The 21,323-nt window shown below is 72.3% G+C and carries 19 protein-coding genes; 14 read left to right on the plus strand and 5 right to left on the minus strand.

What is annotated here, in order from left to right:
• Positions 1 to 35 precede the first annotated feature (35 nt).
• Positions 36 to 221, minus strand: a complete 186-nt coding sequence (rpmB, locus tag AB0I79_RS15120; protein ID WP_357872351.1) for a 50S ribosomal protein L28 — start codon at positions 219 to 221, stop codon at positions 36 to 38.
• A 199-nt stretch (positions 222 to 420) separates the two neighbouring features.
• Here rpmB and AB0I79_RS15125 point away from each other — a divergent pair, with 199 nt between their 5' ends.
• The 8 genes from AB0I79_RS15125 (at position 421) to mutM (ending at position 8,272) form a co-directional block, all read left to right on the plus strand.
• Positions 421 to 1,965 carry a DAK2 domain-containing protein gene (locus AB0I79_RS15125; RefSeq protein ID WP_357872354.1) on the plus strand — a complete coding sequence of 515 codons (1,545 nt, stop codon included), beginning with the start codon at positions 421 to 423 and terminating at the stop codon, positions 1,963 to 1,965.
• A 78-nt stretch (positions 1,966 to 2,043) separates the two neighbouring features.
• Positions 2,044 to 4,221: an ATP-dependent DNA helicase RecG gene (recG, locus tag AB0I79_RS15130; protein ID WP_357872355.1), complete on the plus strand. Its 2,178-nt coding sequence runs from the start codon at positions 2,044 to 2,046 to the stop codon at positions 4,219 to 4,221.
• Between the two features lie 327 nt (positions 4,222 to 4,548).
• Positions 4,549 to 5,115, plus strand: coding sequence for a 16S rRNA (guanine(966)-N(2))-methyltransferase RsmD (gene rsmD / locus AB0I79_RS15135; RefSeq protein ID WP_357872358.1), 567 nt, complete (start codon positions 4,549 to 4,551; stop codon positions 5,113 to 5,115).
• 14 nt (positions 5,116 to 5,129) lie between these two features.
• A complete protein-coding gene (gene coaD, locus AB0I79_RS15140) occupies positions 5,130 to 5,606 on the plus strand; it encodes a pantetheine-phosphate adenylyltransferase (RefSeq protein WP_225268989.1) in 477 nt (158 codons plus the stop codon).
• A gap of 72 nt (positions 5,607 to 5,678) precedes the next feature.
• The gene (locus tag AB0I79_RS15145) at positions 5,679 to 6,230 is read left to right on the plus strand and encodes a YceD family protein (RefSeq protein WP_357872361.1); all 552 of its coding nucleotides are present in this window, start codon (positions 5,679 to 5,681) and stop codon (positions 6,228 to 6,230) included.
• Position 6,231: 1 nt separating this feature from the next.
• Positions 6,232 to 6,411, plus strand: coding sequence for a 50S ribosomal protein L32 (gene rpmF, locus AB0I79_RS15150; protein ID WP_033409409.1), 180 nt, complete (start codon positions 6,232 to 6,234; stop codon positions 6,409 to 6,411).
• Positions 6,412 to 6,626: 215 nt separating this feature from the next.
• The gene (gene rnc, locus AB0I79_RS15155; protein ID WP_185111701.1) at positions 6,627 to 7,346 is read left to right on the plus strand and encodes a ribonuclease III; all 720 of its coding nucleotides are present in this window, start codon (positions 6,627 to 6,629) and stop codon (positions 7,344 to 7,346) included.
• An 80-nt stretch (positions 7,347 to 7,426) separates the two neighbouring features.
• Positions 7,427 to 8,272, plus strand: coding sequence for a bifunctional DNA-formamidopyrimidine glycosylase/DNA-(apurinic or apyrimidinic site) lyase (gene mutM / locus AB0I79_RS15160; protein WP_357872364.1), 846 nt, complete (start codon positions 7,427 to 7,429; stop codon positions 8,270 to 8,272).
• On the opposite strand, the gene AB0I79_RS15165 is transcribed toward mutM, so the two are convergent.
• Entirely contained in the window at positions 8,220 to 9,458 is a 1,239-nt protein-coding gene (locus AB0I79_RS15165) for an MFS transporter (protein ID WP_357872366.1), read from the minus strand. The two genes, mutM and AB0I79_RS15165, sit on opposite strands and share 53 nt — an antisense overlap.
• 94 nt (positions 9,459 to 9,552) lie before the next feature.
• Between AB0I79_RS15165 and AB0I79_RS15170 the strand changes: the two genes are divergently transcribed.
• From AB0I79_RS15170 to AB0I79_RS15195, 6 genes are all read left to right on the plus strand, one after another.
• Positions 9,553 to 10,449 (plus strand): LysR family transcriptional regulator, encoded by an 897-nt coding sequence (locus tag AB0I79_RS15170; protein WP_357872369.1) that lies wholly within the window; start codon positions 9,553 to 9,555, stop codon positions 10,447 to 10,449.
• 10 nt (positions 10,450 to 10,459) lie between these two features.
• Positions 10,460 to 10,744, plus strand: a complete 285-nt coding sequence (locus AB0I79_RS15175; RefSeq protein ID WP_357872371.1) for an acylphosphatase — start codon at positions 10,460 to 10,462, stop codon at positions 10,742 to 10,744.
• A gap of 190 nt (positions 10,745 to 10,934) precedes the next feature.
• Positions 10,935 to 11,129, plus strand: a complete 195-nt coding sequence (locus AB0I79_RS15180) for a hypothetical protein (protein WP_043618321.1) — start codon at positions 10,935 to 10,937, stop codon at positions 11,127 to 11,129.
• Positions 11,130 to 11,330: 201 nt separating this feature from the next.
• Entirely contained in the window at positions 11,331 to 15,035 is a 3,705-nt protein-coding gene (smc, locus tag AB0I79_RS15185; protein WP_357872374.1) for a chromosome segregation protein SMC, read from the plus strand.
• Positions 15,036 to 15,111: 76 nt separating this feature from the next.
• On the plus strand, positions 15,112 to 16,290 hold the full coding sequence (gene ftsY / locus AB0I79_RS15190; protein ID WP_357872377.1) for a signal recognition particle-docking protein FtsY: 1,179 nt from the start codon (positions 15,112 to 15,114) through the stop codon (positions 16,288 to 16,290).
• A 436-nt stretch (positions 16,291 to 16,726) separates the two neighbouring features.
• Entirely contained in the window at positions 16,727 to 18,412 is a 1,686-nt protein-coding gene (locus tag AB0I79_RS15195; RefSeq protein WP_357872380.1) for a tetratricopeptide repeat protein, read from the plus strand.
• Here AB0I79_RS15195 and AB0I79_RS15200 read toward each other — a convergent pair.
• Genes AB0I79_RS15200 through AB0I79_RS15210 form a run of 3 tightly spaced genes read right to left on the minus strand, consistent with a single transcriptional unit; the run spans position 18,409 to position 21,298 of the window.
• A complete protein-coding gene (locus tag AB0I79_RS15200; RefSeq protein WP_357872382.1) occupies positions 18,409 to 19,224 on the minus strand; it encodes an ABC transporter ATP-binding protein in 816 nt (271 codons plus the stop codon). The genes AB0I79_RS15195 and AB0I79_RS15200 overlap by 4 nt on opposite strands.
• On the minus strand, positions 19,221 to 20,264 hold the full coding sequence (locus tag AB0I79_RS15205; RefSeq protein ID WP_357872384.1) for an iron chelate uptake ABC transporter family permease subunit: 1,044 nt from the start codon (positions 20,262 to 20,264) through the stop codon (positions 19,221 to 19,223). The genes AB0I79_RS15200 and AB0I79_RS15205 overlap by 4 nt, the downstream gene beginning before the upstream one ends.
• Positions 20,264 to 21,298, minus strand: a complete 1,035-nt coding sequence (locus AB0I79_RS15210) for an iron ABC transporter permease (RefSeq protein WP_357872387.1) — start codon at positions 21,296 to 21,298, stop codon at positions 20,264 to 20,266. The genes AB0I79_RS15205 and AB0I79_RS15210 overlap by 1 nt, the downstream gene beginning before the upstream one ends.
• Between the last annotated feature and the right edge of the window lie 25 nt (positions 21,299 to 21,323).

The following is a 21,323-nucleotide window of genomic DNA, read 5'->3' on the forward strand; positions in this document are numbered from 1 at the left end:
TCAACGGGAGACGCGGGCCTTCGCGGATGTGCGAACTAGCGGGTGACCTTGCCCGCCTTGATGCACGACGTGCACACGTTCAGCTTCTTCGGCGTGCCGCCGACGACCGCGCGGACCGTCTGGATGTTGGGGTTCCAGCGACGGGGGGTACGGCGGTGCGAGTGGGACACGTTGTTGCCGAAGGTCGGTCCCTTGCGGCAGACATCGCAGACGGAAGCCACGGTATCGCTCCTTAAAACAGTCGATGTAGCCCTGTCCGCTGATGCTTTCCGGGCGGAGGGCATGCCGGGACAACCGGCCAGCCAGACGAGGATATCTGATCCACGCCGATGGGCGCGAACCAGAGCATCTGGACCGGATCCCGAGCGGCGATATTCTCCACGGACAACGGTAGCGCATCCTGGCTGGGTGGGAGGTCGTATGAAGATCCTCGAACCACCCGCCGTGCGGCGCTGGGCCCGCCTGGCCGCCGACGCGCTCGGCCAGGCCAGGACGGAGATCGACGCGCTCAACGTGTTCCCCGTGGCCGACGGCGACACGGGCACGAACCTGCACCTGACCATGCTGTCCGCCGCCGAGGCCGTCGAGTCGCTGCCCGACGACGTGGACGTGGCCGTGGTGTGGCAGACGCTCTCGTACGGCGCCCTGGTGGGGGCGCGCGGCAACTCGGGGGTGATCGTCAGCCAGGCCCTGCGTGGCCTCGCCGAGGTGCTGAAGGACGGCCCCGACCTGCGGGCCGGGCTGCTCAGGGCGGCCGTGCTCGCCAGGGCGGCCGTGGCCAGGCCGGTCGAGGGCACGGTGCTGAGCGTGCTGGAGTCCGCGGCGCGGGCCGTACAGGACGTGGACGGGGATCTGCACGAGGTGGCCAGGCAGGCGGCGGGGGAGGCGCGGGCGGCGTTGCGCCGCACGCCCGGCCAGCTCGAGGTGCTGGCCCGCAGCGGCGTCGTGGACGCGGGCGGCGCGGGGGCGGCGATCGTGCTGGAGACCCTCGCCGAGGTGATCGGCGGCTCCTCCGCCGGCCACTACGACGTGCCCGCGCCCACCTCAAGGGTGTCGCCGATGACGGAGGTGGGGGTGGGGTACGAGGTGATGTACCTGCTGGAGGCCGACGACGGGGCGGTGGCGCGGCTGCGGGGGGAGCTCGACACCATGGGCGACTCGCTGGTCGTGGTCGGCGGCGACGGGCTGTGGAACGTCCACGTGCACGTGCCTGAGGCGGGGCCCGCCGTCGAGGCCGGGATCCGTGCGGGCAGGCCGCACCGGATCCGGATCACGTACCTGGCCGAGCGCGTCCACCGCGGCAGCGCGGGTCGTGGCGTCGTGGCGGTGGCGGCGGGCGACGGGATCGCGGCGCTGTTCGAGGAGTGCGGCGCGGTCGTGGTGCGGCGCGCGCCCGGCACCCGGCCGGCGCTTCCCGCGATGCTGGCCGCGATCAGGGAGGCGGGCAGCGAGGTCGCCGTCCTGCCGAACGACGACGGCGTGCGCCCCGTCGCCGCCGCGGCGGCGGAGATCGCCCGCGAGGACGGCGTGACGGTCAGCGTGCTGCCCACGAAGGCGACCGTGCAGGGGCTGGCGGCGCTGGCCGTGCACGACCCGCTGCGCCGCTTCGACGACGACGTGGTGGCGATGACCGACGCGGCGGGGCACACCCGGTACGGGCACGTGACGGTGGCGGACAGGGAGGCGTTCACGAGCGCGGGGGTGTGCCGGCCGGGTGACGTGCTCGGCATGATCGACGGGGACGTGGCGGTGATCGGCGGCTCGGTCGACGGCGTGGCCACCGTCGTCGTGGACCGGATGCTGGCGGGCGGCGGCGAGCTGGTCACGCTGGTCACGGGCGCGCAGGCGCCGGAGGGGCTGGCGGGCGGGCTGGAGGAGCACCTGCGGCGTACGCGGCCGGACGTGGACCTGGTGGTCTACGACGGGGAGCAGGGCGGCTACCCGCTCCTGATCGGCGTGGAGTGACCTCGGCCACTGCACGAAACCGGTGCCGGCGGCGTCATCGGGGATTCCTGTCGGCCCCAGGCGGTAGAACATAATGCCGTGAGCCGTTTCGACGAGCCTCTGACGAAGGCGCTCGACCCGAAGACCGCCAAGCTGCTGCACAGCGTGCTCGGCCTGGAGACGGTCGGCGACCTGCTGCGCCACTACCCGCGACGCTACGCCGAGCGCGGCGAGCTGACCTCGCTGGACGCGCTGGAGGTCGACGAGCACGTCACCGTGGTCGGCGAGGTGACCAGGCTCATGCGCAAACCCATGCGCAACCGCGGCGGCACCTGGCTGGAGGTCGAGGTCGTCGACGGCAACGGCAGCAAGATCTACCTGTCGTTCTTCGGCAAGGGCTCCCACGTGGCCGAGTCGCGGCTCAAGCCGGGCCGGCGCGGGATGTTCGCCGGCAAGGTGGGGCTGTTCGGAGCCCGCGCGAACCCGCGCTGGCAGCTCACTCACCCCGAGTTCGAGCTGTTCGAGGAGAGCGAGGCGAGCGCGGAGGAGTTCGCGTCGGCCCCGGTGCCGATCTACCCGGCGGGCAAGGACCTGACGCCGTGGGCGATCAGGCGCGCGATCGGCATGGTGCTCGACACGCTCGGCCCTCTCGACGACCCGCTGCCCGCGAGCCTGCGGGCCCGCCACAAGCTGCAGGACCTCGGGGAGGCGCTGGTGGCCATCCACCGGCCGAAGGACTTCGCGGAGGTGGGGCGGGCGCGCAACAGGCTGAAGTTCGACGAGGCGTTCGTGCTGCAGGCCGTGCTGCTCCAGCGGCGCCAGGCCGCCACCGCCTGGCCGGCCAAGCCCAGGCCGCGGCGCGCCGACGGGATGCTGGCCGACTTCGACGCGCGGCTGCCGTTCTCGCTGACCGAGGGTCAGGCCCAGGTCGGCGAGGAGATCGCCGACGACCTGGCGCGCGAGCACCCCATGCACCGGCTGCTGCAGGGCGAGGTCGGCGCGGGCAAGACGGTCGTGGCGCTGCGGGCGATGCTCCAGGTCGTGGACGCCGGAGGCCAGGCGGCCCTGCTGGCGCCCACGGAGGTGCTGGCCCAGCAGCACCATCGTTCGATCACGAGCATGCTGGGCGACCTGGCGCAGGGCGGCATGTTCGGCGGCACGGCGGTCACGCTGCTGACCGGTTCGATGGGCGCCGCCGCCCGCCGTTCGGCCCTGCTCGACGCGGCCTCGGGCACCGCGGGCATCGTCGTCGGCACGCACGCGCTGCTGCAGGAGCACGTGCAGTTCGCCGATCTGGGGCTGGTCGTGGTGGACGAGCAGCACCGGTTCGGGGTGGAGCAGCGTGACGCGCTGCGCGAGAAGGCGGGCGGCGGGCGGCCGCACGTCCTGGTCATGACCGCCACCCCGATCCCGCGCACGGTCGCCATGACCGTCTTCGGCGACCTGGAGGTCTCCACGCTCTCCCAGCTCCCGTCGGGCCGCGCCCCCATCACCACCCACGTCGTCCCGGCCGCCGAGAAGCCCCACTACCTGGAGCGCACCTGGCAGCGGGTCAGGGAGGAGGTGGCGCTGGGCCGGCAGGCGTACATCGTGTGCCCCCGCATCGGCGACCTGGAGGGCGACGAGGGCGACCTGGCGGGCGCGGCCTCCGACGACGAGCGCAGGCCCCCGCTGGCCGTCCTGGACGTGGCCGACCTGCTCACCCAGGGGCCCTTCCACGACCTGCGCGTCGGCACCCTGCACGGCAAGCTCCCGCCGGAGGAGAAGGACGCGATCATGCGCGCGTTCACCCGCGGCGAGCTCGACGTCCTGGTGGCCACGACCGTCATCGAGGTCGGCGTCGACGTGCCCAACTCCTCCGTCATGATCATCATGGACGCCGACCGCTTCGGCGTCTCCCAGCTCCACCAGCTCCGTGGCCGCGTCGGCCGGGGCGGCCTGCCCGGCCTCTGCCTCCTGGTCTCCGACTTCCCCGAGGGCACCCCCGCCCGCGCCCGCCTGGACGCGGTGGCGGCCACGCTGGACGGCTTCGAGCTGTCGCGGGTGGACCTGGAGCAGCGGCGGGAGGGCGACGTGCTGGGCGCCGCGCAGTCGGGCAAGCGGTCGTCGCTGAAGCTGCTGCAGCTGCTCCGCGACGAGGACGTGATCGCCGTGGCCCGCGACGAGGCCGCCACGCTGCTGGACTCGGACCCGGAGCTGACGCGGCACGAGGGGCTGCGGGCGGAGATCGAGCGCCTGCTGGCCGACGAGCGGGCGGAGTACCTGGAGAAGGCCTGACCGCCGCTGGTGGTTTATCGCCGGCCGTACGCGTGGTTGGCCACGTCGGCCGCGCCGTGAAAGATCACGATCTGGAAAAGAACCCAGCCGCGGGGACGGCCTCCCCCCGAATGCCGTCCCCGGCTGGGCCCACCCTCGGGTCAGGTGCCGAGGGAACCGGCGTGCGGAAGGGCTCACGATCACGCCGGTCGGCCTTCACGTGGGTCACCTTGAAGGCCGCAGTCATCATCTTGCGGGCCAGGCCCCCCGATGTGAATCACCCTTGCGCACTCGAGGCAGACACTTGTCCACTCTTGACCTGCGTGAACATGCGGAACAATGGGTCACATGACGCGGATCATCGCAGGCGTGGCAGGTGGGCGGCGGTTGGCCGTGCCGCCGGGGCGCGGCACGAGGCCGACCAGCGACAGGGCCAGGGAAGGGATCTTCTTGACGCTCGATTCACTGTACGGACTCCGCGACGCCCGCGTCCTCGACCTGTACGCCGGCTCGGGCGCGATCGGCCTGGAGGCCCTGTCGCGGGGCGCGGCCGAGGCGGTGCTGGTCGAGTCCGACCCGAAGGCGGTCCGCACGATCAAGGCGAACGTGGCCTCGCTCGGCCTGGAGGGCGCCCAGGTGGTGGCCGACAAGGTGGAGCGGCTGCTGGGCAAGCCTCCGGAGGCGCCGTTCGAGATCGTGTTCGCCGATCCGCCCTACGCCGTGCCGGACGACGAGGTCCAGACGGTGCTGGCGCTGCTGCGCGACAACGGCTGGCTGGCGGGCGAGGCCTTGGTGGCGTTCGAGAGGGAAAGCAGGGGAAAGTCCTTGATGTGGCCGGAAGGCTACGTTGAGGAGAGGGTCCGTCGTTATGGCGAAGCGTCCGTTTGGTACGGTCGCGCCGCCGGGAACCCGTAGACCTGGGAGGCGTCTTGCGCCGCGTAGTCTGCCCGGGGTCGTTCGACCCCATCACCAATGGCCACCTCGACATCATCGGCCGTTCCGCACGGCTGTACGACGAGGTGACCGTGGCAGTCCTCATCAACGTCGAGAAGAGCAGCCTGTTCACGGTTGACGAACGGATCGAGATCCTGCAGACCGTGACCAAGGAATTTCCGAACGTCAAGGTGCAGAAGTTCCACGGCCTCCTGGTCGATTTCTGCAGGCAGAACGACATCCCCGCCATCGTCAAGGGCATCAGGGTGGTCAGCGACTTCGACTACGAGCTGCAGATGGCGCAGCTCAACTACCGCCTGTCGGGGGTCGAGACGCTGTTCATGCCCACGAACCCCGAATACTCGTTCCTGTCCTCCTCCCGGGTGAAGGAGATCGCCCGGTATGGTGGGGACGTCTCGGGTCTGGTGCCCGATCTGGTGCACAAGCTGCTCATCGAGCGGCTCAGGGGCTGACCGCGAGCTGCTATCCTTTCATTTCGGCCTTGTACGACGGCGATTGTTTTCGCCATGCCTAGCGAGAGCAGGATGACTCAGCACCTCGACCCCCGCTCCCCGTGGGTGATCTCCACTCATGACCTGGGTAAGCGTCCGGGGACGATGCGGCAGATGACCCTGACCCTCCCGGCACCGGCGAATCTCGGCGTCGACATGATCGGTGTCCCCAAGGACGCCGAAGTCGAGCTGGATCTCCGGTTCGAAGCAGTGATGGAAGGCGTGCTCGTCTCAGGCACGGCGCAGGCCCCGCTCGCCGGGGAGTGCGCCCGCTGTCTCGACCCGGTCTCCTCGGAGATCGAGGTCGACCTGCAGGAGCTGTTCTTCTACTCCGACGAGGACGCCTCGGAGGAGGATTCGCTGCTCGACGGCGAGCTGCTCGACCTCGAGCCGACGTTCCGCGACGCGGTGGTGCTCGCACTGCCGTTGAGCCCCGTGTGCCGAGAGGATTGCGAGGGGCTCTGCACGGAGTGCGGGATCAAGCTGGCCGAGGCCGGCGACGATCACCGGCACGAGAAGATCGACGCCCGCTGGGCGTCGTTGCAAGGTCTGATTACCGACAAAGATAACGATCAGGAGAAGTGACGTGGCCGTCCCGAAGCGAAAGATGTCGCGGAGCAACACCCGCGCCCGTCGCTCCCAGTGGAAGACGACTGCTGTCGCCCTGGTGAGCTGCCCGCAGTGCCGTTCGCCCAAGCAGCCGCACATCGCGTGCCCCACCTGCGGCACCTACAACCGTCGTCAGGTCATCGAGCCGTCCGCCTGATCCTGTAGCAGTTGACGTGATGCCGACCGGGTGCCAAAGTGCCTCGGTCGGCGTTAACGTCTCAGATGCGTGCGGCGGCGGTTCGCCCGCGGCCGTGGTGGACGCCGGGGCTAACGCGTTACCCCGACGCCCACCACGTTTTCGGGCATCTTCCGCAGTCGGCGCGCCATGGAAGATGTCCGAGGAGGAAGCACGTGGGCGCAGGTCCTAAGCCGGTGGCCGTCGAGGTCGCCAGAGACGAGCTGGAGCGGGTCCTGTCGGTCGGCCTGGACCCCGACATCCTGGAGCGAGCGCTGACGCACCGCTCCTACGCGTACGAGAACGGCGGCCTGCCCACCAACGAGCGCCTGGAGTTCCTCGGCGACTCGGTGCTGGGCCTGGTAGTCACCGACACCCTCTACCGCAACCACCCCGACCTGCCGGAAGGCCAGCTCGCGAAGCTGCGTGCCGCGGTGGTCAACATGCGCGCGCTGGCCGACGTGGCCAGGGGCCTGGGGCTGGGCCGGTTCCTGCGGCTCGGCAGGGGCGAGGAGGGCACCGGCGGGCGCGACAAGTCCTCCATCCTGGCCGACACCCTCGAGGCGCTGATCGGCGCGATCTACGTCGACAAGGGCCTCGACGAGGCGTTCCGGGTGGTGCACCTGCTGTTCGACCCGCTGATCGTCCGCTCGGCCTCGCTCGGCGCCGGGCTCGACTGGAAGACCTCGCTGCAGGAACTGACCGCCTCCGAGGCGCTCGGGGTGCCGGAGTACCACGTCGAGGAGAGCGGCCCCGACCACGCCAAGTCGTTCACGGCCATGGTCCGCGTCGGCGGCGAGTCGTACGGGTCGGGCACCGGGCGCAGCAAGAAGGAGGCCGAGCAGCAGGCGGCCGAGGCGGCGTGGACCCGCATCAGGGCCCGTCGCGACCAGCGTGAGAGCCAGCCCGCGGGCTGAGCCCCCGGGAAGGTACGCGGGGCCGCCGGGCGTTGGCCACAGGGTGACAGTCGTGTACCCCCGTTCGGAAGAGGTCGGAAGTGCCTGAGCTGCCGGAGGTCGAGGTCGTCAGGCGCGGCCTCGCGCAGTGGGTGACCGGGCGCGAGATCGCCTCGGCGGAGGTGCTGCACCCCCGCGCGATCAGGCGGCACGTGCCCGGCGCCGACGAGTTCGCCGCGCGGCTCAAGGGCCGCACGGTGCTGTCGGCGCAGCGCCGCGGCAAGTACCTGTGGCTGCCGCTGTCGGGCCCCGATGAGGCGCTCATGGCCCACCTGGGGATGAGCGGCCAGCTCCTGGTCGTGCCGCCGGACTCGCCGCTGGAGAAGCACCTGCGGGTCCGCCTGCGGTTCGCGGACGGCGGCCCCGACCTGCGTTTCGTGGACCAGCGCACGTTCGGCCACGTGATGCTCAGCCCCCTGGCCGGGGGCGTGCCCGAGCCGATCGCGCACATCGCCCCCGACCCGTTCGAGGCGGCGTTCGACGAGGCCGAGTTCACCCGCAGGCTCAGGGCCAGGCGCACCGAGGTCAAGCGGGCGCTGCTCGACCAGTCGCTGATCAGCGGCGTCGGCAACATCTACGCCGACGAGGCCCTGTGGATCGCCAGGCTGCACTGGGCCCGGCCGACGGAGACGCTGACCAGGCCCAAGGTGGCCGAGCTGCTGACGGCCGTGCGCACCGTGATGGGGGCCGCGCTGGAACAGGGCGGCACCTCGTTCGACAGCCTGTACGTCAACGTCAACGGCGAGAGCGGTTACTTCGAGCGCTCGCTGGAGGTGTACGGGCGGCGCGACCTGCCCTGCTCCCGCTGCGGCACCGCCATCAGGCGCGAGGCGTTCATGAACCGCTCGTCCTACTCCTGCCCCCGGTGCCAGCGCCGGCCGCGCTGACCCCGCCTCGGGCGCCGGTCCCGCCTCCGACGGCGGCCAGGGCCGCGCTGATCACGGCGAGCCCGGCTCCGGCCCACATCACGGCCGAGACCGACAGCCCGTCGGCGATCCGCCCGCCGGCGAGCGCGCCGAGCGCGATGGAGACGTTGAAGGCGCCGACGAACAGCGCCGTGGCCAGCTCGCCGCCGCCCGAGCGCATGATCCACAGTTGCAGGGTCACTCCGACGCCGCCGTAGCCGAGCCCCCAGACCACGAGCGCGGCCAGTGCGGGCACGCCGGTCAGCACCAGCGCCGCCATGGCCGCCGCCATGAGCGTGACCAGCGTGATCAGGGTCAGCCGGGGGTTCCTGGCCGCCCGGGCGCCCGCGGCGAAGTTCCCCGCCACGCCCGCGGCGCCGTACAGCAGGAGCGCGGTGCTCACGAGGGCGGGGCCGGCCTGCGCGACCTCCTCCAGGAACGGGCGGACGTAGGTGTAGGCCACGAAGTGGCCGGAGACGGTCAGGGCCGTCAGCACCAGGACGAGCTTGAGCGGCCCTGAGAGCCACGAGGAGCGCTTTTCCGGCATGGGTGACGATTCAGACCCCGGCTGCGGCTCAGGCCCCGTCAGCGGCTTCAACGGGGGCAGCGACGTGGCCAGCAACGCGAGCAGGGCCAGCGCCAGCACCCCCGCGGCGGCGAACGCGCTGCGCCAGCCCGCGAACGACGAGACGAACGTCGCCGCCGGCACTCCCAGCACCGACGCCACGGACACCCCGCCCAGGATGATCGACGTGGCCCGCCCGACGGACCGTTCCGGCACCAGCCGCGTCCCGATCCCGGCCGCGAACGCCCAGAACCCGCCGATGCTCACCCCGGTCAGCACCCTGGCGGCCAGCATGACGGGATAGGCGGGCGCCGCCGCTGCCGCCAGGTTGGCCACCGCCAGCAGCGCCATCAGCCCCAGCAGGATGAGCCGCCGGTCGGCCCGGCGCGCGGCGATCGCCAGGACGGGCGCGGCGGCCGCGGCCACCAGCCCGGGGGCCGTCATCGTCAACCCGGCCGTGCCCGCCGAGACGCCCAGGTCGGCGGCCATCGAGGTGAGCAGGCCCACCGGCAGCATCTCGCTGGTCACCACCGTGAACGTGCCCACCGCCACCGAGGTCACGGCGAGCCAGCGCGCCTGTACGGAAACATCTGTCACAGTCATGCGGCCCAGCCTCTTGCGGGCCGCGGGCGGGAACAATGACGAACCTCGAAGGCTTGGTTTAGGCAGGTTAAGCGATCGAGCCGGAGGGCGGGCCATGGAGTTCAGGGAGCTGGAATGCTTCATCGTGCTCAGCGAGGAGCTGCACTTCGCCCGTACGGCGGAGCGGCTCTACCTGTCGCCCGGCCGGGTGAGCCAGCTCATGCGCTCCCTGGAGACCAGGATCGGCGGCCGGCTCTTCGACCGGACGAGCAGGCGCGTGCGGCTCACGCCGCTCGGCGAGCGCTTCCTGGCGGACCTGCGGCCCGCCTACGACGGCATGGCGCAGGCCGTGACCAGGGCCAAGGCGGCGGCGCGCGAGGTGACCGGGGTGGTCAGGGTCGGGTTCCTGGCCACGCCGACGGACGTCGTGACGGGCAGCGTGCGAGCCTTCGAGCGCCGCAATCCCGGGTGCGCGGTCGAGCTGGTGGAGATCCCGCTCTCCGACCCCTTCAGCAAGCTGCGGGCGGGGCAGGTGGACATCGCGTTCACGCTGCTGCCGGTGGACGAGCCGGACCTGGCGACCGGTGAAGGGCTGAACCACGTCTCCCACCTGCTCGGCCTCTCCGTCCGGCACCCGCTGGCGGGCCGGGCGGGCCTGGGGGTGGAGGAGCTGGCCTCCGTCCCGCTGATCGGTCTCGACGGGCCGGCGCCGCGCTGGTGGCACGAGCGGATATCGCCCTCCGTCACCCCTTCCGGACGTTCGATTTCCCGGGCCGGTAAGGTGGCCACCACGCAGGAGGGCTTGACTCAGGTGGCGCTCAACAGGGGCGGCATGCTGTTCTGCACGCCCACGGCGCTCCAGCTCGCCCGCCCCGACCTCAGCTTCGTGCCGGTCACCGGGCTGCCTCCGTCGGTCCTGGGCCTGGCCTGGGTGCGGGGCAGGGAGACGGCCGCCGTCAGGGCGTTCAACGAGGCGGCGGTCCGCGAGTCGGCCATGGCACTGGTCGCGTGAAGGGGATGGCATGTCGCAGAGCGAGGACGTCCGGCTGACGGCCTGGGTCCGCGGACGGGTCCAGGGGGTGGGCTTCCGCTGGTGGACCCGGGCGCGCGCGCTGGAGCTCGGCCTGGTGGGCTGGGCGCGCAACACCGATGACGGCCGGGTCGAGGTGGTCGCGGAGGGGACGCGCGAGGCGTGCGTCAAGCTCCTGGAGCTGCTCAGAGGTTGCGACACGCCGGGCAGGGTGGATGGAGTAGTGGAACGCTGGAGCGAACCCCGAGGTAGTTTGGGCGGATTCATGGAGAGGTAGCCCGTTTCGTCAAACCGCCTAAATAGGGTATAGTTGTATGTCGGGAGTGCCCATCAGTAGGGCTCAGCGGTTCGTTCGACTTGACCGCCCACACTGCCGGTGCGACTCTTGTTAGGTACCACGCGCACCCCTCCCGCGGAATAGAAGTGCGCGAACCAGTCTGGTCACTCAGCGTGGAGGACCCTTTACCATGGCGAAGGCTCTACTCGGCCACGTCGGCGGTCCTGACCCTCGGATGGTCTCGGAGATGCGCCGCCTGCAGCAGCGTATCCGGGATCTGGAGGCAGAACTCATCCGACTTCAGGCCACGAATGACGCTCTTGCAGCGCAAACCCGCGACGAGGCGCTAAGCCGCGTGCAGGAGCGCGAGCCGGCACTCACCTGAGAGTGATCGGAGCGCAAGACCCAGGGACGTCTCGAAGAGGCGTCCCTTGTTATTTGCGCAGAAACTCCTGGCACTGAAACTCCTGGCAGGGAAACTCCTGGCGGAGCGCGGACCCGACTGTAGATGCCCACCCCGGACAGCTGGGACCAGTAGGCTCTTCCGAGGTCTGTTCAAGGTCCGTTCAGGAGAAGGGGGTCGCGCTTGTACCTGAAGACCCTCACCCTGCGCGGCTTCAAGTCCTTCGCCTCGGCCACCGCCCTCCGCTTCGAGCCCGGCATCACCTGCGTGGTCGGCCCCAACGGGTCCGGCAAGTCCAACGTCGTCGACGCCCTGGCCTGGGTCATGGGCGAGCACAGCGCCAAGTCGCTGCGCGGCGGCAAGATGGAGGACGTCATCTTCGCCGGCACCTCCTCCCGGCCGCCGCTGGGCCGCGCCGAGGTGACGCTGACCATCGACAACTCCGACGGCGCGCTGCCGATCGACTACACCGAGGTCACGATCAGCCGGCTGATGTTCAGGTCGGGGCAGAGCGAGTACGCGATCAACGGCGACACCTGCCGCCTCCTCGACATCCAGGAGCTGCTGTCCGACTCGGGCATCGGCCGCGAGATGCACGTGATCGTCGGGCAGGGCCAGCTCGACACCGTGCTGCACGCGGGCCCCGAGGACCGGCGGGCCTTCATCGAAGAGGCCGCGGGCGTGCTCAAGCACCGCAAGCGCAAGGAGAAGGCGCTGCGCAAGCTCGACGCGATGCAGGCCAACCTCACCCGCGTCCAGGACCTCGCCACCGAGCTGCGCCGCCAGCTCAAGCCGCTGGGCCGCCAGGCCGAGATCGCCCGCAAGGCCGCCGTCATCCAGGCCGACCTGCGCGACGCCCGGCTGCGGCTGCTGGCCGACGACGTGTGCATCCTGCGGGCCACGCTGGAGCGCGAGGCCGCCGACGAGGCCGCGATCACGGCCAGGCGGCAGCAGGTGGAGACCGAGCTGGCCCAGGCGCAGCAGCGCGAGAGCGCGCTGGAGGCCGCCGAGGCCGAGGCCCAGCCCCGGCTGGCCGCCGCCCAGGAGACCTACTTCAGGCTGTCCTCCCTGCGCGAGCGCATCACCGGCCTGGAGCAGCTCGCCGCCGAGCGCCACCGCCACGCCCTCGACGCCGCCGCCATCGAGCGCCGCGGCCGCGACCCGGAAGACCTCGAACGCGAGGCCGCCGAGGTGCGCGAGCGGGAACTCATCCTCAGGGCCGAGCTGGAACAGGCCCAGGAGCTGCTGGAGGACGCCGTCCAGCGGCGCGCCGAGGCCGAGGCCGGGCTGAGCGCCGAGGAACAGCGGCTCGCGCTGGCCGCCAGGGCCGCCGCCGACCGCCGCGAGGGCCTGGCCAAGCTGCGCGGCCAGGTCGACTCCGTACGCAGCCGCGCCCGCGCCGCCGGGGAGGAGATCGGCCGCCTCCAGCAGGCCGTGGCCGACGCCGGCGAGCGTGAGCGGCAGGCCAGGGAGGATCTGGAGGCCCAGCGGCTGGAGGAGCCCGCCGTCGATCCGGGGCTGGCCGAGGAGCTGGCCGCCGCGCAGGCCGTGGTCGAGGAGGCCGGGGCGGTGGCCGACGAGGCGCGCGCCGCCCTCGAGGAGGCCAAGTCCGGCCTAGACGCGCCCCGCGCCGCCCTGCAGTCCGCCAAGTCCGGCGTGAGCACGGCTCGCGCCGCCGACCAGGAGGCCCAGCGCGCGGTCGCCGCCCTCGCCGCCCGCCGTGACGCCCTGGAGCTGGGCCTGGCCAAGGGCGACGGCGGCGCGGCGGTGCTGGACGCCGACCTGGCGGGGGTGCTGGGGCCGCTGGCGGCCTCGATGCAGGTGACACCGGGCGCCGAGCAGGCGGTGGCGGCCGTCCTGGGCCCCGCCGCCGAGGCCGTCGCCGTCAAGACCCTGGACACCGCCGTCGAGGCACTGGAGCTGCTGCGCTCGCAAGGGGCGGGCCAGGCGACGCTCCTGGTGGCCGGCAACGGGTTCGGCCACGGCGAGGAGGCGCCCGGCGGGGCCCGGCGCTCGCGTGCGGCGGCTCCAGGCGGCGGCCGGTGGGTGGCGGACCTGGTGACGGTGCCCGATCACCTCCTCCCCGCGCTGGAACACGTGCTGGCCGATGTCGTGCTCGTGGACGACCTGGAGGCCGCCCGGGCGATCGCCGACCGCCACCCTCACCTCAGAGCGGTCACCAGGGCGGGCGACCTCGTCAGCGCCCACCTGGCCGCCGGAGGCGCCGAGGGCGGCACGTCCGTCCTCCAGGTGCGGGCCGCGCTCGACGAGGCCGTCAGGGACCTGAAGGAGGCCGAGGCCAGGGCGGAGGCGAGCGCCACGGCCCTGGACGAGGCCGTCGAGGCGGAGCAGGCCGCGCAGGCGGCCCTGGAGGCCGCTCAGGCCCACGTCGGCGAGGCGCAGACCGCCGTCACCACCGCCCAGGCCGGCGTGAGCGCCGCCCAGGGCGCGCTGGACCAGGTACGCGCCCGCCAGCGGGAGGCCGACCAGCGCAACGCGGCGGCGGCCAAGCGGCTGGCCCAGATCGAGGCCGCCGCCAACGCGGCCCGCGACGAGGCCGAGCGCCTGGCCAGGAGCGTGGCCAAGGCGGAGGAGGCCCGAACGGAGCGCCAGGAGGAGCTGGCGGAGCTGGAGATCCGCCTGGCCGAGGCCGAGTACGCCCAGGAGCTGGAGTCTGAGCCCACCACCGACCTGCGCGACGACCTGGCGAGCGCCGTGGAGACCGCCAGGCAGCGCGAGATGGACACCCGCCTGCAGGTGCGCACCGCCGAGGAGCGCGTCACGGGCATCGAGGGCCGCGCCGACGGCCTGCTGAGGGCGGCCAGGCGCGAGCGCGAGGAGCGCGCCCAGGCGGCCGCTCAGCGTGCCAGGCGCAGGCGCCAGGCGGCGCTGGCCGAGGCCGTCAGCAAGGGCGCCAAGCAGGTGCTCCAGGCCCTGGCGGCGTCCGTCCAGCTCGCCTCCAGGGAGCGTGACGAGGCCGATCTGACCAGGGTGGCCGTGGACGCCGAGCTCAAGCAGGTCCGCCTGCGCGTCCGCGAGCTGGGCCAGGAGCTGGACAAGCTGGTCAACCGGGTGCACGGCAACGAGGTGGCGCGCACCGAGCAGCGGCTGCGGCTGGAGCAGATGGAGCAGCGGGCGCTGGAGGAGTTCGGGGTCGAGGCCGAGGCGCTGATCGCCGAGTACGGCCCCGAGGCGCCGGTGCCGGGCGAGCCGCCCGTGCCGTACGTGCGCGAGGAGCAGGAGAAGCGCGCCAGGGCGGCCGAGCGGCAGATGAACCAGCTCGGCAAGGTCAACCCGCTCGCGCTGGAGGAGTTCGCGGCCCTGGAGGAGCGGCACTCCTTCCTCAACTCCCAGCTGGAGGACCTCAAGAAGACCAGGCGCGACCTGATGACCGTGGTCAAGGAGGTCGACGACCGGGTGGAGCAGATGTTCGCCTCGGCGTACGAGGACGTGGCCCGCGAGTTCGAGCAGATCTTCGGCCGGGTGTTCCCCGGCGGCGACGGGCGGCTGGTGCTGACCGACCCCGATGACATGCTGACCACCGGCATCGAGGTCGAGGCCAGGCCGCCGGGCAAGAAGGTCAAGCGGCTGTCGCTGCTGTCGGGCGGCGAGCGGTCGCTGACGGCGGTGGCGTTCCTGATCTCGATCTTCAAGGCGCGACCTTCGCCGTTCTACGTGATGGACGAGGTCGAGGCGGCCCTCGACGACACGAACACGCAGCGGCTGCTCATGCTGTTCGAGGAGCTGAGACAGAGCTCACAGCTCATCGTCATCACCCACAACAAGCGCACGATGGAGATCGCCGACGCGCTCTACGGGGTGTCGATGCGCGGCGACGGCGTGACCCAGGTCGTCAGCCAGCGGCTCAGGGAGCGCGAATCCGCCTGATCGGCTGGCGCGAGTCCGCCTGATCGGTGTGCCCTTGGGCGTGACCATGGTGGTCGATCTGGAAAACTGACATCTTGTGGATGGTTACCTCGGCGTCATCGTGATCGTGGCCGTCGTCGCCCTGCTGGCGGCCGGCGGTCTCTTCCTGCTGTTCAGGCCGGGTCGCAAGGCGGCCCCGCCGGTCAAGCCGCCAGAGGCCCCCGTGCTTCCCGAGGAGGAGAAGCGGCCCGCGGGAGCGGGTGAGGAGGCCGAGGGCGCGACCACCACGCTTCCGCCGCCGGTCAAGCCCGCCGAGCCGATGGTCGTCGCGCCCGAGATCGAGGTCCCGCCGCCGTCCGCGGGGCGGATGGTGCGGCTGCGCTCGCGCCTGGCCCGCTCGCAGAACGCGCTCGGGCGCGGGCTGCTGGAGCTGCTGTCCCGCGACCGGCTCGACGACGAGGTGTGGGACGAGATCGAGGAGAGCCTGATCACCGCCGACGTGGGGGTCGCGCCGACCCGCGCCATGGTGGAGGAGCTGCGCACCAAGGTGAAGGTGCTGGGCAGCCGCACCCATGAGGAGGTGCGCGGCCTGCTCAGGGAGCAGCTCCTGGCCCAGGTCAACCCCGACCTCGACCGTACGCTGCACGTCCAGAGGCACGGCGAGCGGCCCGCGGTCGTCCTCGTCGTGGGCGTGAACGGCACCGGCAAGACCACCACCACCGGCAAGCTGGCCCGCTCCCTGATCGGCGACGGCAAGAAGGTGGTGCTCGGCGCGGCCGACACCTTCCGCGCCGCCGCCGCCGACCAGCTCCAGACGTGGGGCGAGCGGGTGGGCGCCGACACGGTGCGCGGCCCCGAGGCCGGTGACCCGGCGTCCGTGGCGTTCGACGCGGTGGCCAAGGGCATCGAGGAGAAGGTCGACGTCGTGATCGTCGACACCGCCGGGCGGCTGCACACCAAGACCGGGCTCATGGACGAGCTGGGCAAGGTCAAGCGGGTCATCGAGAAGAAGGCCACGGTCGACGAGGTGCTGCTGGTCCTCGACGCGACCACCGGGCAGAACGGGTTGCGGCAGGCGCAGGTGTTCGCCGAGGTGGTGAACATCACGGGCATCGCGCTGACCAAGCTCGACGGCACCGCCAAGGGCGGCATCGTCATCTCGGTGCAGCGGGAGCTGGGCGTCCCGGTCAAGCTGGCGGGGCTGGGCGAGGGGCCCGACGATCTGGCGCCGTTCGATCCTGAGGTGTTCGTGGACGCGATCCTCGGCGGGGAGTGAGCTTTCGGGCTCGTCCAAAATGTCGTTGAAATGGGCCTTTACCAGATGAAACCTTGATCGACGACTTTTCGATGTGTTGACATGTACCGGTCATTGATCGTTCGGTCCCGTTGGAACGTGAAAGGCCATTCATGAAGAAGATCGTTGTTCACAAGCCCGGCACCGTGAAGCCGACTGCCGGGGCTGCGCCCAGGCACAGCGCCTGATCCGCCCGTAGCCCGCTGTGCGGGCCCGCGTCCCCTTCCCGCCCGCCGCACTCCGGCGGGGGTCCTTGGGGAGGGGATGGGGCGGACAGGCGGCGGCAGGGGCTGGCCGTGGTGGGGTCACGGGGTTCAAGCTGGTGCCGTGACAGGTGTCGGCCGTGGTGGGGCACGGCTGACGGAGGGGTGTGCCGCGCGGGGGCGCCGGCCGTGTCTGACCACGGGAGAGGGACCGCGTGGACACGATCTTCATCGACGCGGATCGCCGTATCGGCGGCCCGTACACGCTTGCCGCCGCGCTGCTCGGGCACCTGGTCCCGGCAGAGCTGGAGCACCGGCCGGAGCTGGTCGCGGCGCACGACATCGAGATCAGGGCGGCGGCGCCGCGGTTGCGCGACGTGGTGCCCGTCCGGCGGCGATCGCTGGCCGACGACCTGCCCAGGGAGCAGCGGGTGCTGGTGCCGGGCGTGCGCCGGAGCCTGCGGATCGCGAACGGGCTGGCGGAGTTCGTCCGCGGCTGCCTGAGCCGCTCAGGGCCGCTCCGCGTGCACGTGGCCAACCTCGGCGAGGCCGACCACACAGACGCGGAACTGGTGGCCGTGCTGCGGCGCAGGCTCGATCCCGGCCTGCTGGCCATCGAGGAGGGGCCGTCCCGCCCCGGCGCGGGGCCGCTGCCCGCCGACTTCGACCGTTACCGCGACGAGGGTTTCCACCACGCCATGGCCGAGTCGGGCCTGGAGGTGCTGCGCGGGCTGGCGTACGAGGACGATCCGGAGCGCTGGCAGCGGCTGCTGCAGCGGGTGGCCGCGTCCCTGGAGGCCGTCGGGCGCGAGGAGGAGGCCCGCGAGCTCTACGACCGCACCAGGCGCCTCAGCACCGACCCCAAGCACCGCGCCACCGCCGCCTACGCCACGGCCATGATCCTGGTACGCCACCACGACCCCGCCCGGCGCGACCCCGAGCAGGCGCTGGCCTGGATCAACGAGGCGGTCACGATCACGTCGCTGTTGCCCGACCCGGGTGAGCGCGCCTTCCACCTGGGTTTCGACCTCAACGGCAAGGCCCTGGTGGAGCTGCGCAGGGGCCGCAGGGACGCCGCCATGGAGCTGGTGGGGCAGGCCATCGGGCTGGCCGAGGCGCACCTGGCGGAGGAGCACCCGATCCACCGGCTCGTGCTGTACGCCAACCGGGCCCAGCTCCTGGCCATGGCCGGGCTGCGCGACGCGGCGCTGGCCGACTACACGCGCGCCATCGAGGCCGACCCCGGCTATCCCGACTACTACCTCGACCGGGGCAACCTGCTGCACGAGCTGGGCCGGGAGGAGGAGGCGCTGGCCGACTACGAGGCGGTCATGCGGCTCAGCCCGCCGTTCCCCGAGGCGTACTACAACCGGTCGGAGGTGCGTTACGCCGCCGGCGACGTCGAGGGGGCCCTCGCGGACCTGGATCACACGCTGGAGCTGGATCCCGGGTTCGCCCCCGCGTACGTCAACCGCTGCGGCATCCACGCGGCGGCCGGCGACTACGCCAGGGCGAGGCAGGACGTGGAGCGCGGCCTGGCGCTGACGCCCGGCGACGCGTACCTGCTGTGCGTGCTCGGCCAGGTGGAGCTGGCCGAGGAGTGTTACCCGGAGGCGCGCATGGCCTTCGACCGGGCGCTGGAGCTCGACCCCGAGCTGGTGCCCGCCTGGGCGGGCCGGGCCGAGCTGGCGTTCGAGCGGGGCGACCACGAGGCGGCGCTGGCGGATCTGACGCGGGCGCTGAAGCTGGAGGAGTCGGCGGAGCTGCTGTTCAACCGGTCGCTGGTGTATCGGGCGGTCGGCCTGGACGCGCAGGAGCGCGAGGACCTGCTGAGGGCCGCGGAGCTGGCTCCCGGGGACGGGGACGTCCAGCGAGCCCTCGCCCGGTGGAGCTCGTCCTAGCCGTGGGTGAGGGGCGCGCCGCCCCGGCTGTGGCTGAGCGGGCCGATCGGGACGACCAGCGGCGTGCCGGCCACCGGGTCGGCGATGACCTTGGCGTCCAGCTCGAACACCTCCCGCAGCAGGTCCTCGGTGAGCACCTCGTGCGGGGTGCCGGAGGCGATCACCCGGCCGGCGCGCATGGCGACCAGGCGGTCGGCGTAGCGCGCGGCCAGGTTGAGGTCGTGCAGGACCATGACCACCGTGCGGCCGGCCTCCTCGTGCAGGTGGCGGACGAGCTCCAGCACCTCCACCTGGTGCGCCAGGTCCAGGAACGTGGTCGGCTCGTCGAGCAGCAGCAGGTCCGTGCCCTGGGCGAGCGCCATGGAGATCCACGCCCGCTGCCGCTGCCCGCCCGACAGCTCGTCCAGCGGCCGTTCGGCCAGGTCGGACAGGCCCGTCATGTCGAGCGCCGCCGCGACCGCGCCCTCGTCGTCGGAGGACCACTGCCGGTACCAGGTCTGGTGCGGATGCCGCCCGCGCGCCACCAGGTCGGCAACGGTCAGGCCCTCGGGCGCGGAGGGCGACTGCGGGAGCACGCCGAGGATCTTGGCCACCTCGCGGGTGGGGATCTTGTCGATGCGCTTGCCGTCCAGCAGCACCTCGCCGCCCTGCGGCTTGAGCAGCCGGCCGAGGGCGCGCAGCAGCGTGGACTTGCCGCAGCCGTTCGGGCCGATGATGGTGGTCACCGTGCCGGCCTCGATGCCGAGGTCGAGCCCGTCCACGATGACGCGGTCGCCGTACCCGAGCTTGACGCCGGCTGCCTGCAGTCTCACTTTCGCGACCTCCAGATCAGGTGGATCAGGTACGGGGCGCCCAGCACGGCCGTGACGATGCCGACGGGCAGCTCGATGGGGGAGAAGGCCGTCCTGGCGATCAGGTCGGCGGCCGTGGTGAGCACGGCGCCGACGACCGCGGAGCACAGCAGCGGCGGCCGGCCCGAGCGGACCAGGCGCAGCGCGATCTGCGGCGAGGCCAGGGCCACGAACGCGATCGGCCCCGCCGACGCGACGGCCACGGCGGCCAGCAGCACGGCGGCCAGGATCAGCAGGGCACGGGCCGGGTTCATGCGGATGCCGAGCCCGGTCACCGTGTCGTCGCCGAAGCGCAGGGCGTCCAGCGAGCGGGTGCCGAGCAGGGTCAGCGGCACCAGCACGGCCAGGGCCAGCGCGGTGGGCGTCACGTGCTCCCAGCCGCGCCCGTTGAGCGAGCCGCTGATCCAGACCATGGCCCTGGCGGTGTCGTTGACGTCGCCGATGGTCAGCAGCCAGAACTTGACGTTGGTGAACACGGCGGCCACGCCGATGCCGACCAGCACCAGGCGGTAGCCGTCCAGGCCGCGCCGCCACGCCAGGCCGTACACGACGGCGGCGCCGGCCAGGCCGCCGAGCAGGGCGAGCACGGGGATGCCGAGGGTGGCCAGCAGGCCGCTGACGGTGCCGTACGCGCTGCCGGAGGCCACCAGCCCGGCCACCACGGTGACGGAGGCGCCGGTGGTGACGCCGAGGATCTCGGGGCTGGCCAGCGGGTTGCGGGCGATCGACTGGATGATCGCGCCCGACAGCGCGAGCGCGGCGCCGACCAGGGCGCCGGTCAGCGCGCGGGGCAGGCGCAGCTCCATGATGACGAAGTGGGCGGCGCTGTTGACGTCGAAGGTGCCGGAGAGCACCTCGGGCAGGGTCAGCTCGATGTCGCCGATGCGCATGTTCGCCGCCATGAGCAGGACGAGCAGGACGAGCCCCGTCACGGTGAGCGCGATGCCGCGCAGCCGTACCCGCCAGGACAGGGCGCCGATGCGGAGGGGGAGGGTGGTCATCACAGGCGCACGGGCTTTCTGCGGCGGACCAGGGCGACGAAGAAGGGGGCGCCGAGCAGCGCGAGCACCACGCCGACCTCCAGCTCGCCCGGCGGGGCGACGACGCGGCCGACGACGTCGGCGATCAGCAGCAGGCCCGCGCCGATCAGCCCCGAGTACGGCAGCAGCCACCGGTGGTCGGTGCCCGACAGGGGGCGGGCCAGGTGCGGCACGATGAGCCCGACGAAGGCCAGCGAGCCGCACGCGGCGACGGCCGCGCCCGACAGCAGCGTGACGGCGGCCACGCCGATGGTCCTGGTCCTGGGGATGTTCTGGCCGAGGCTGCGGGCCACGTCCTCGCCGAGGGAGAGCGCGTTGAGCCCGGGGGCGTTCACCAGCGCGAGCACCAGCCCGGCGAGCACGAACGGGAGCACCTGCCAGACCACGTCGGCGCCCCTGGAGGCGATCGAGCCGGCCTGCCAGAAGCGGAAGACGTCCATCGCCTGCTCGTCCAGCAGCACGATGGTCGAGGTCAGGGCGTAGAGCAGGGCGCTGACGGCGGTGCCCGCCAGCGCCAGGGTGACCGGGGTCGGGCCGCCCCTGCCGCCGGCCATGCCGAGGGCGAACACGGCCACGCTGGCCACCAGGGCGCCCGCCAGGCCGTACCAGATGTAGGCGAGCAGGCTGGAGGCGCCGAGCAGGATGATCGAGGCCACCATCGCGAACGCCGCCCCCTGCGTGACGCCGAGCAGGCCGGGGTCGGCGAGCGGGTTGCGCGTGTGGCCCTGCATGAGCGCGCCGGCCACGCCGAGCGCGATGCCGGCCAGGACGCCGAGGGCGGTCCTGGGCAGGCGCAGGGAGCGGATGACGATGTCGTTCTCGGTGCCGGTGGGGGTGGTGAGCGCGTGCCAGGCGTCGCCGGGCGGCACGGACTTGGAGCCGATCGTGATGCTCAGCACGACCGCCACCGCCACGCAGGCGAGCAGCGCGAGCAGCACGGTGACGCGGTGGCGGCGGAGGTCATGGAGGCGCGGGGCGACGGCGGTTGCGCTCACCCAGGTCCTCCTCAGCAATTCCCGA

Source organism: Nonomuraea sp. NPDC050202 (assembly GCF_040656115.1).
Taxonomy (GTDB): domain Bacteria; phylum Actinomycetota; class Actinomycetes; order Streptosporangiales; family Streptosporangiaceae; genus Nonomuraea.

Excerpts from the sequence above, each read along its gene's own strand:
- AB0I79_RS15180 (WP_043618321.1), top strand. The coding sequence starts at position 10,935 with ATGGCGAAGGCTCTACTCGGCCACGTCGGCGGTCCTGACCCTCGGATG.
- AB0I79_RS15205 (WP_357872384.1), bottom strand. The coding sequence starts at position 20,264 with ATGACCACCCTCCCCCTCCGCATCGGCGCCCTGTCCTGGCGGGTACGG.
- rsmD (WP_357872358.1), top strand. The coding sequence starts at position 4,549 with ATGACGCGGATCATCGCAGGCGTGGCAGGTGGGCGGCGGTTGGCCGTG.
- AB0I79_RS15125 (WP_357872354.1), top strand. The coding sequence starts at position 421 with ATGAAGATCCTCGAACCACCCGCCGTGCGGCGCTGGGCCCGCCTGGCC.
- AB0I79_RS15170 (WP_357872369.1), top strand. The coding sequence starts at position 9,553 with ATGGAGTTCAGGGAGCTGGAATGCTTCATCGTGCTCAGCGAGGAGCTG.
- AB0I79_RS15165 (WP_357872366.1), bottom strand. The coding sequence starts at position 9,458 with ATGACTGTGACAGATGTTTCCGTACAGGCGCGCTGGCTCGCCGTGACC.
- AB0I79_RS15145 (WP_357872361.1), top strand. The coding sequence starts at position 5,679 with ATGACTCAGCACCTCGACCCCCGCTCCCCGTGGGTGATCTCCACTCAT.
- AB0I79_RS15175 (WP_357872371.1), top strand. The coding sequence starts at position 10,460 with ATGTCGCAGAGCGAGGACGTCCGGCTGACGGCCTGGGTCCGCGGACGG.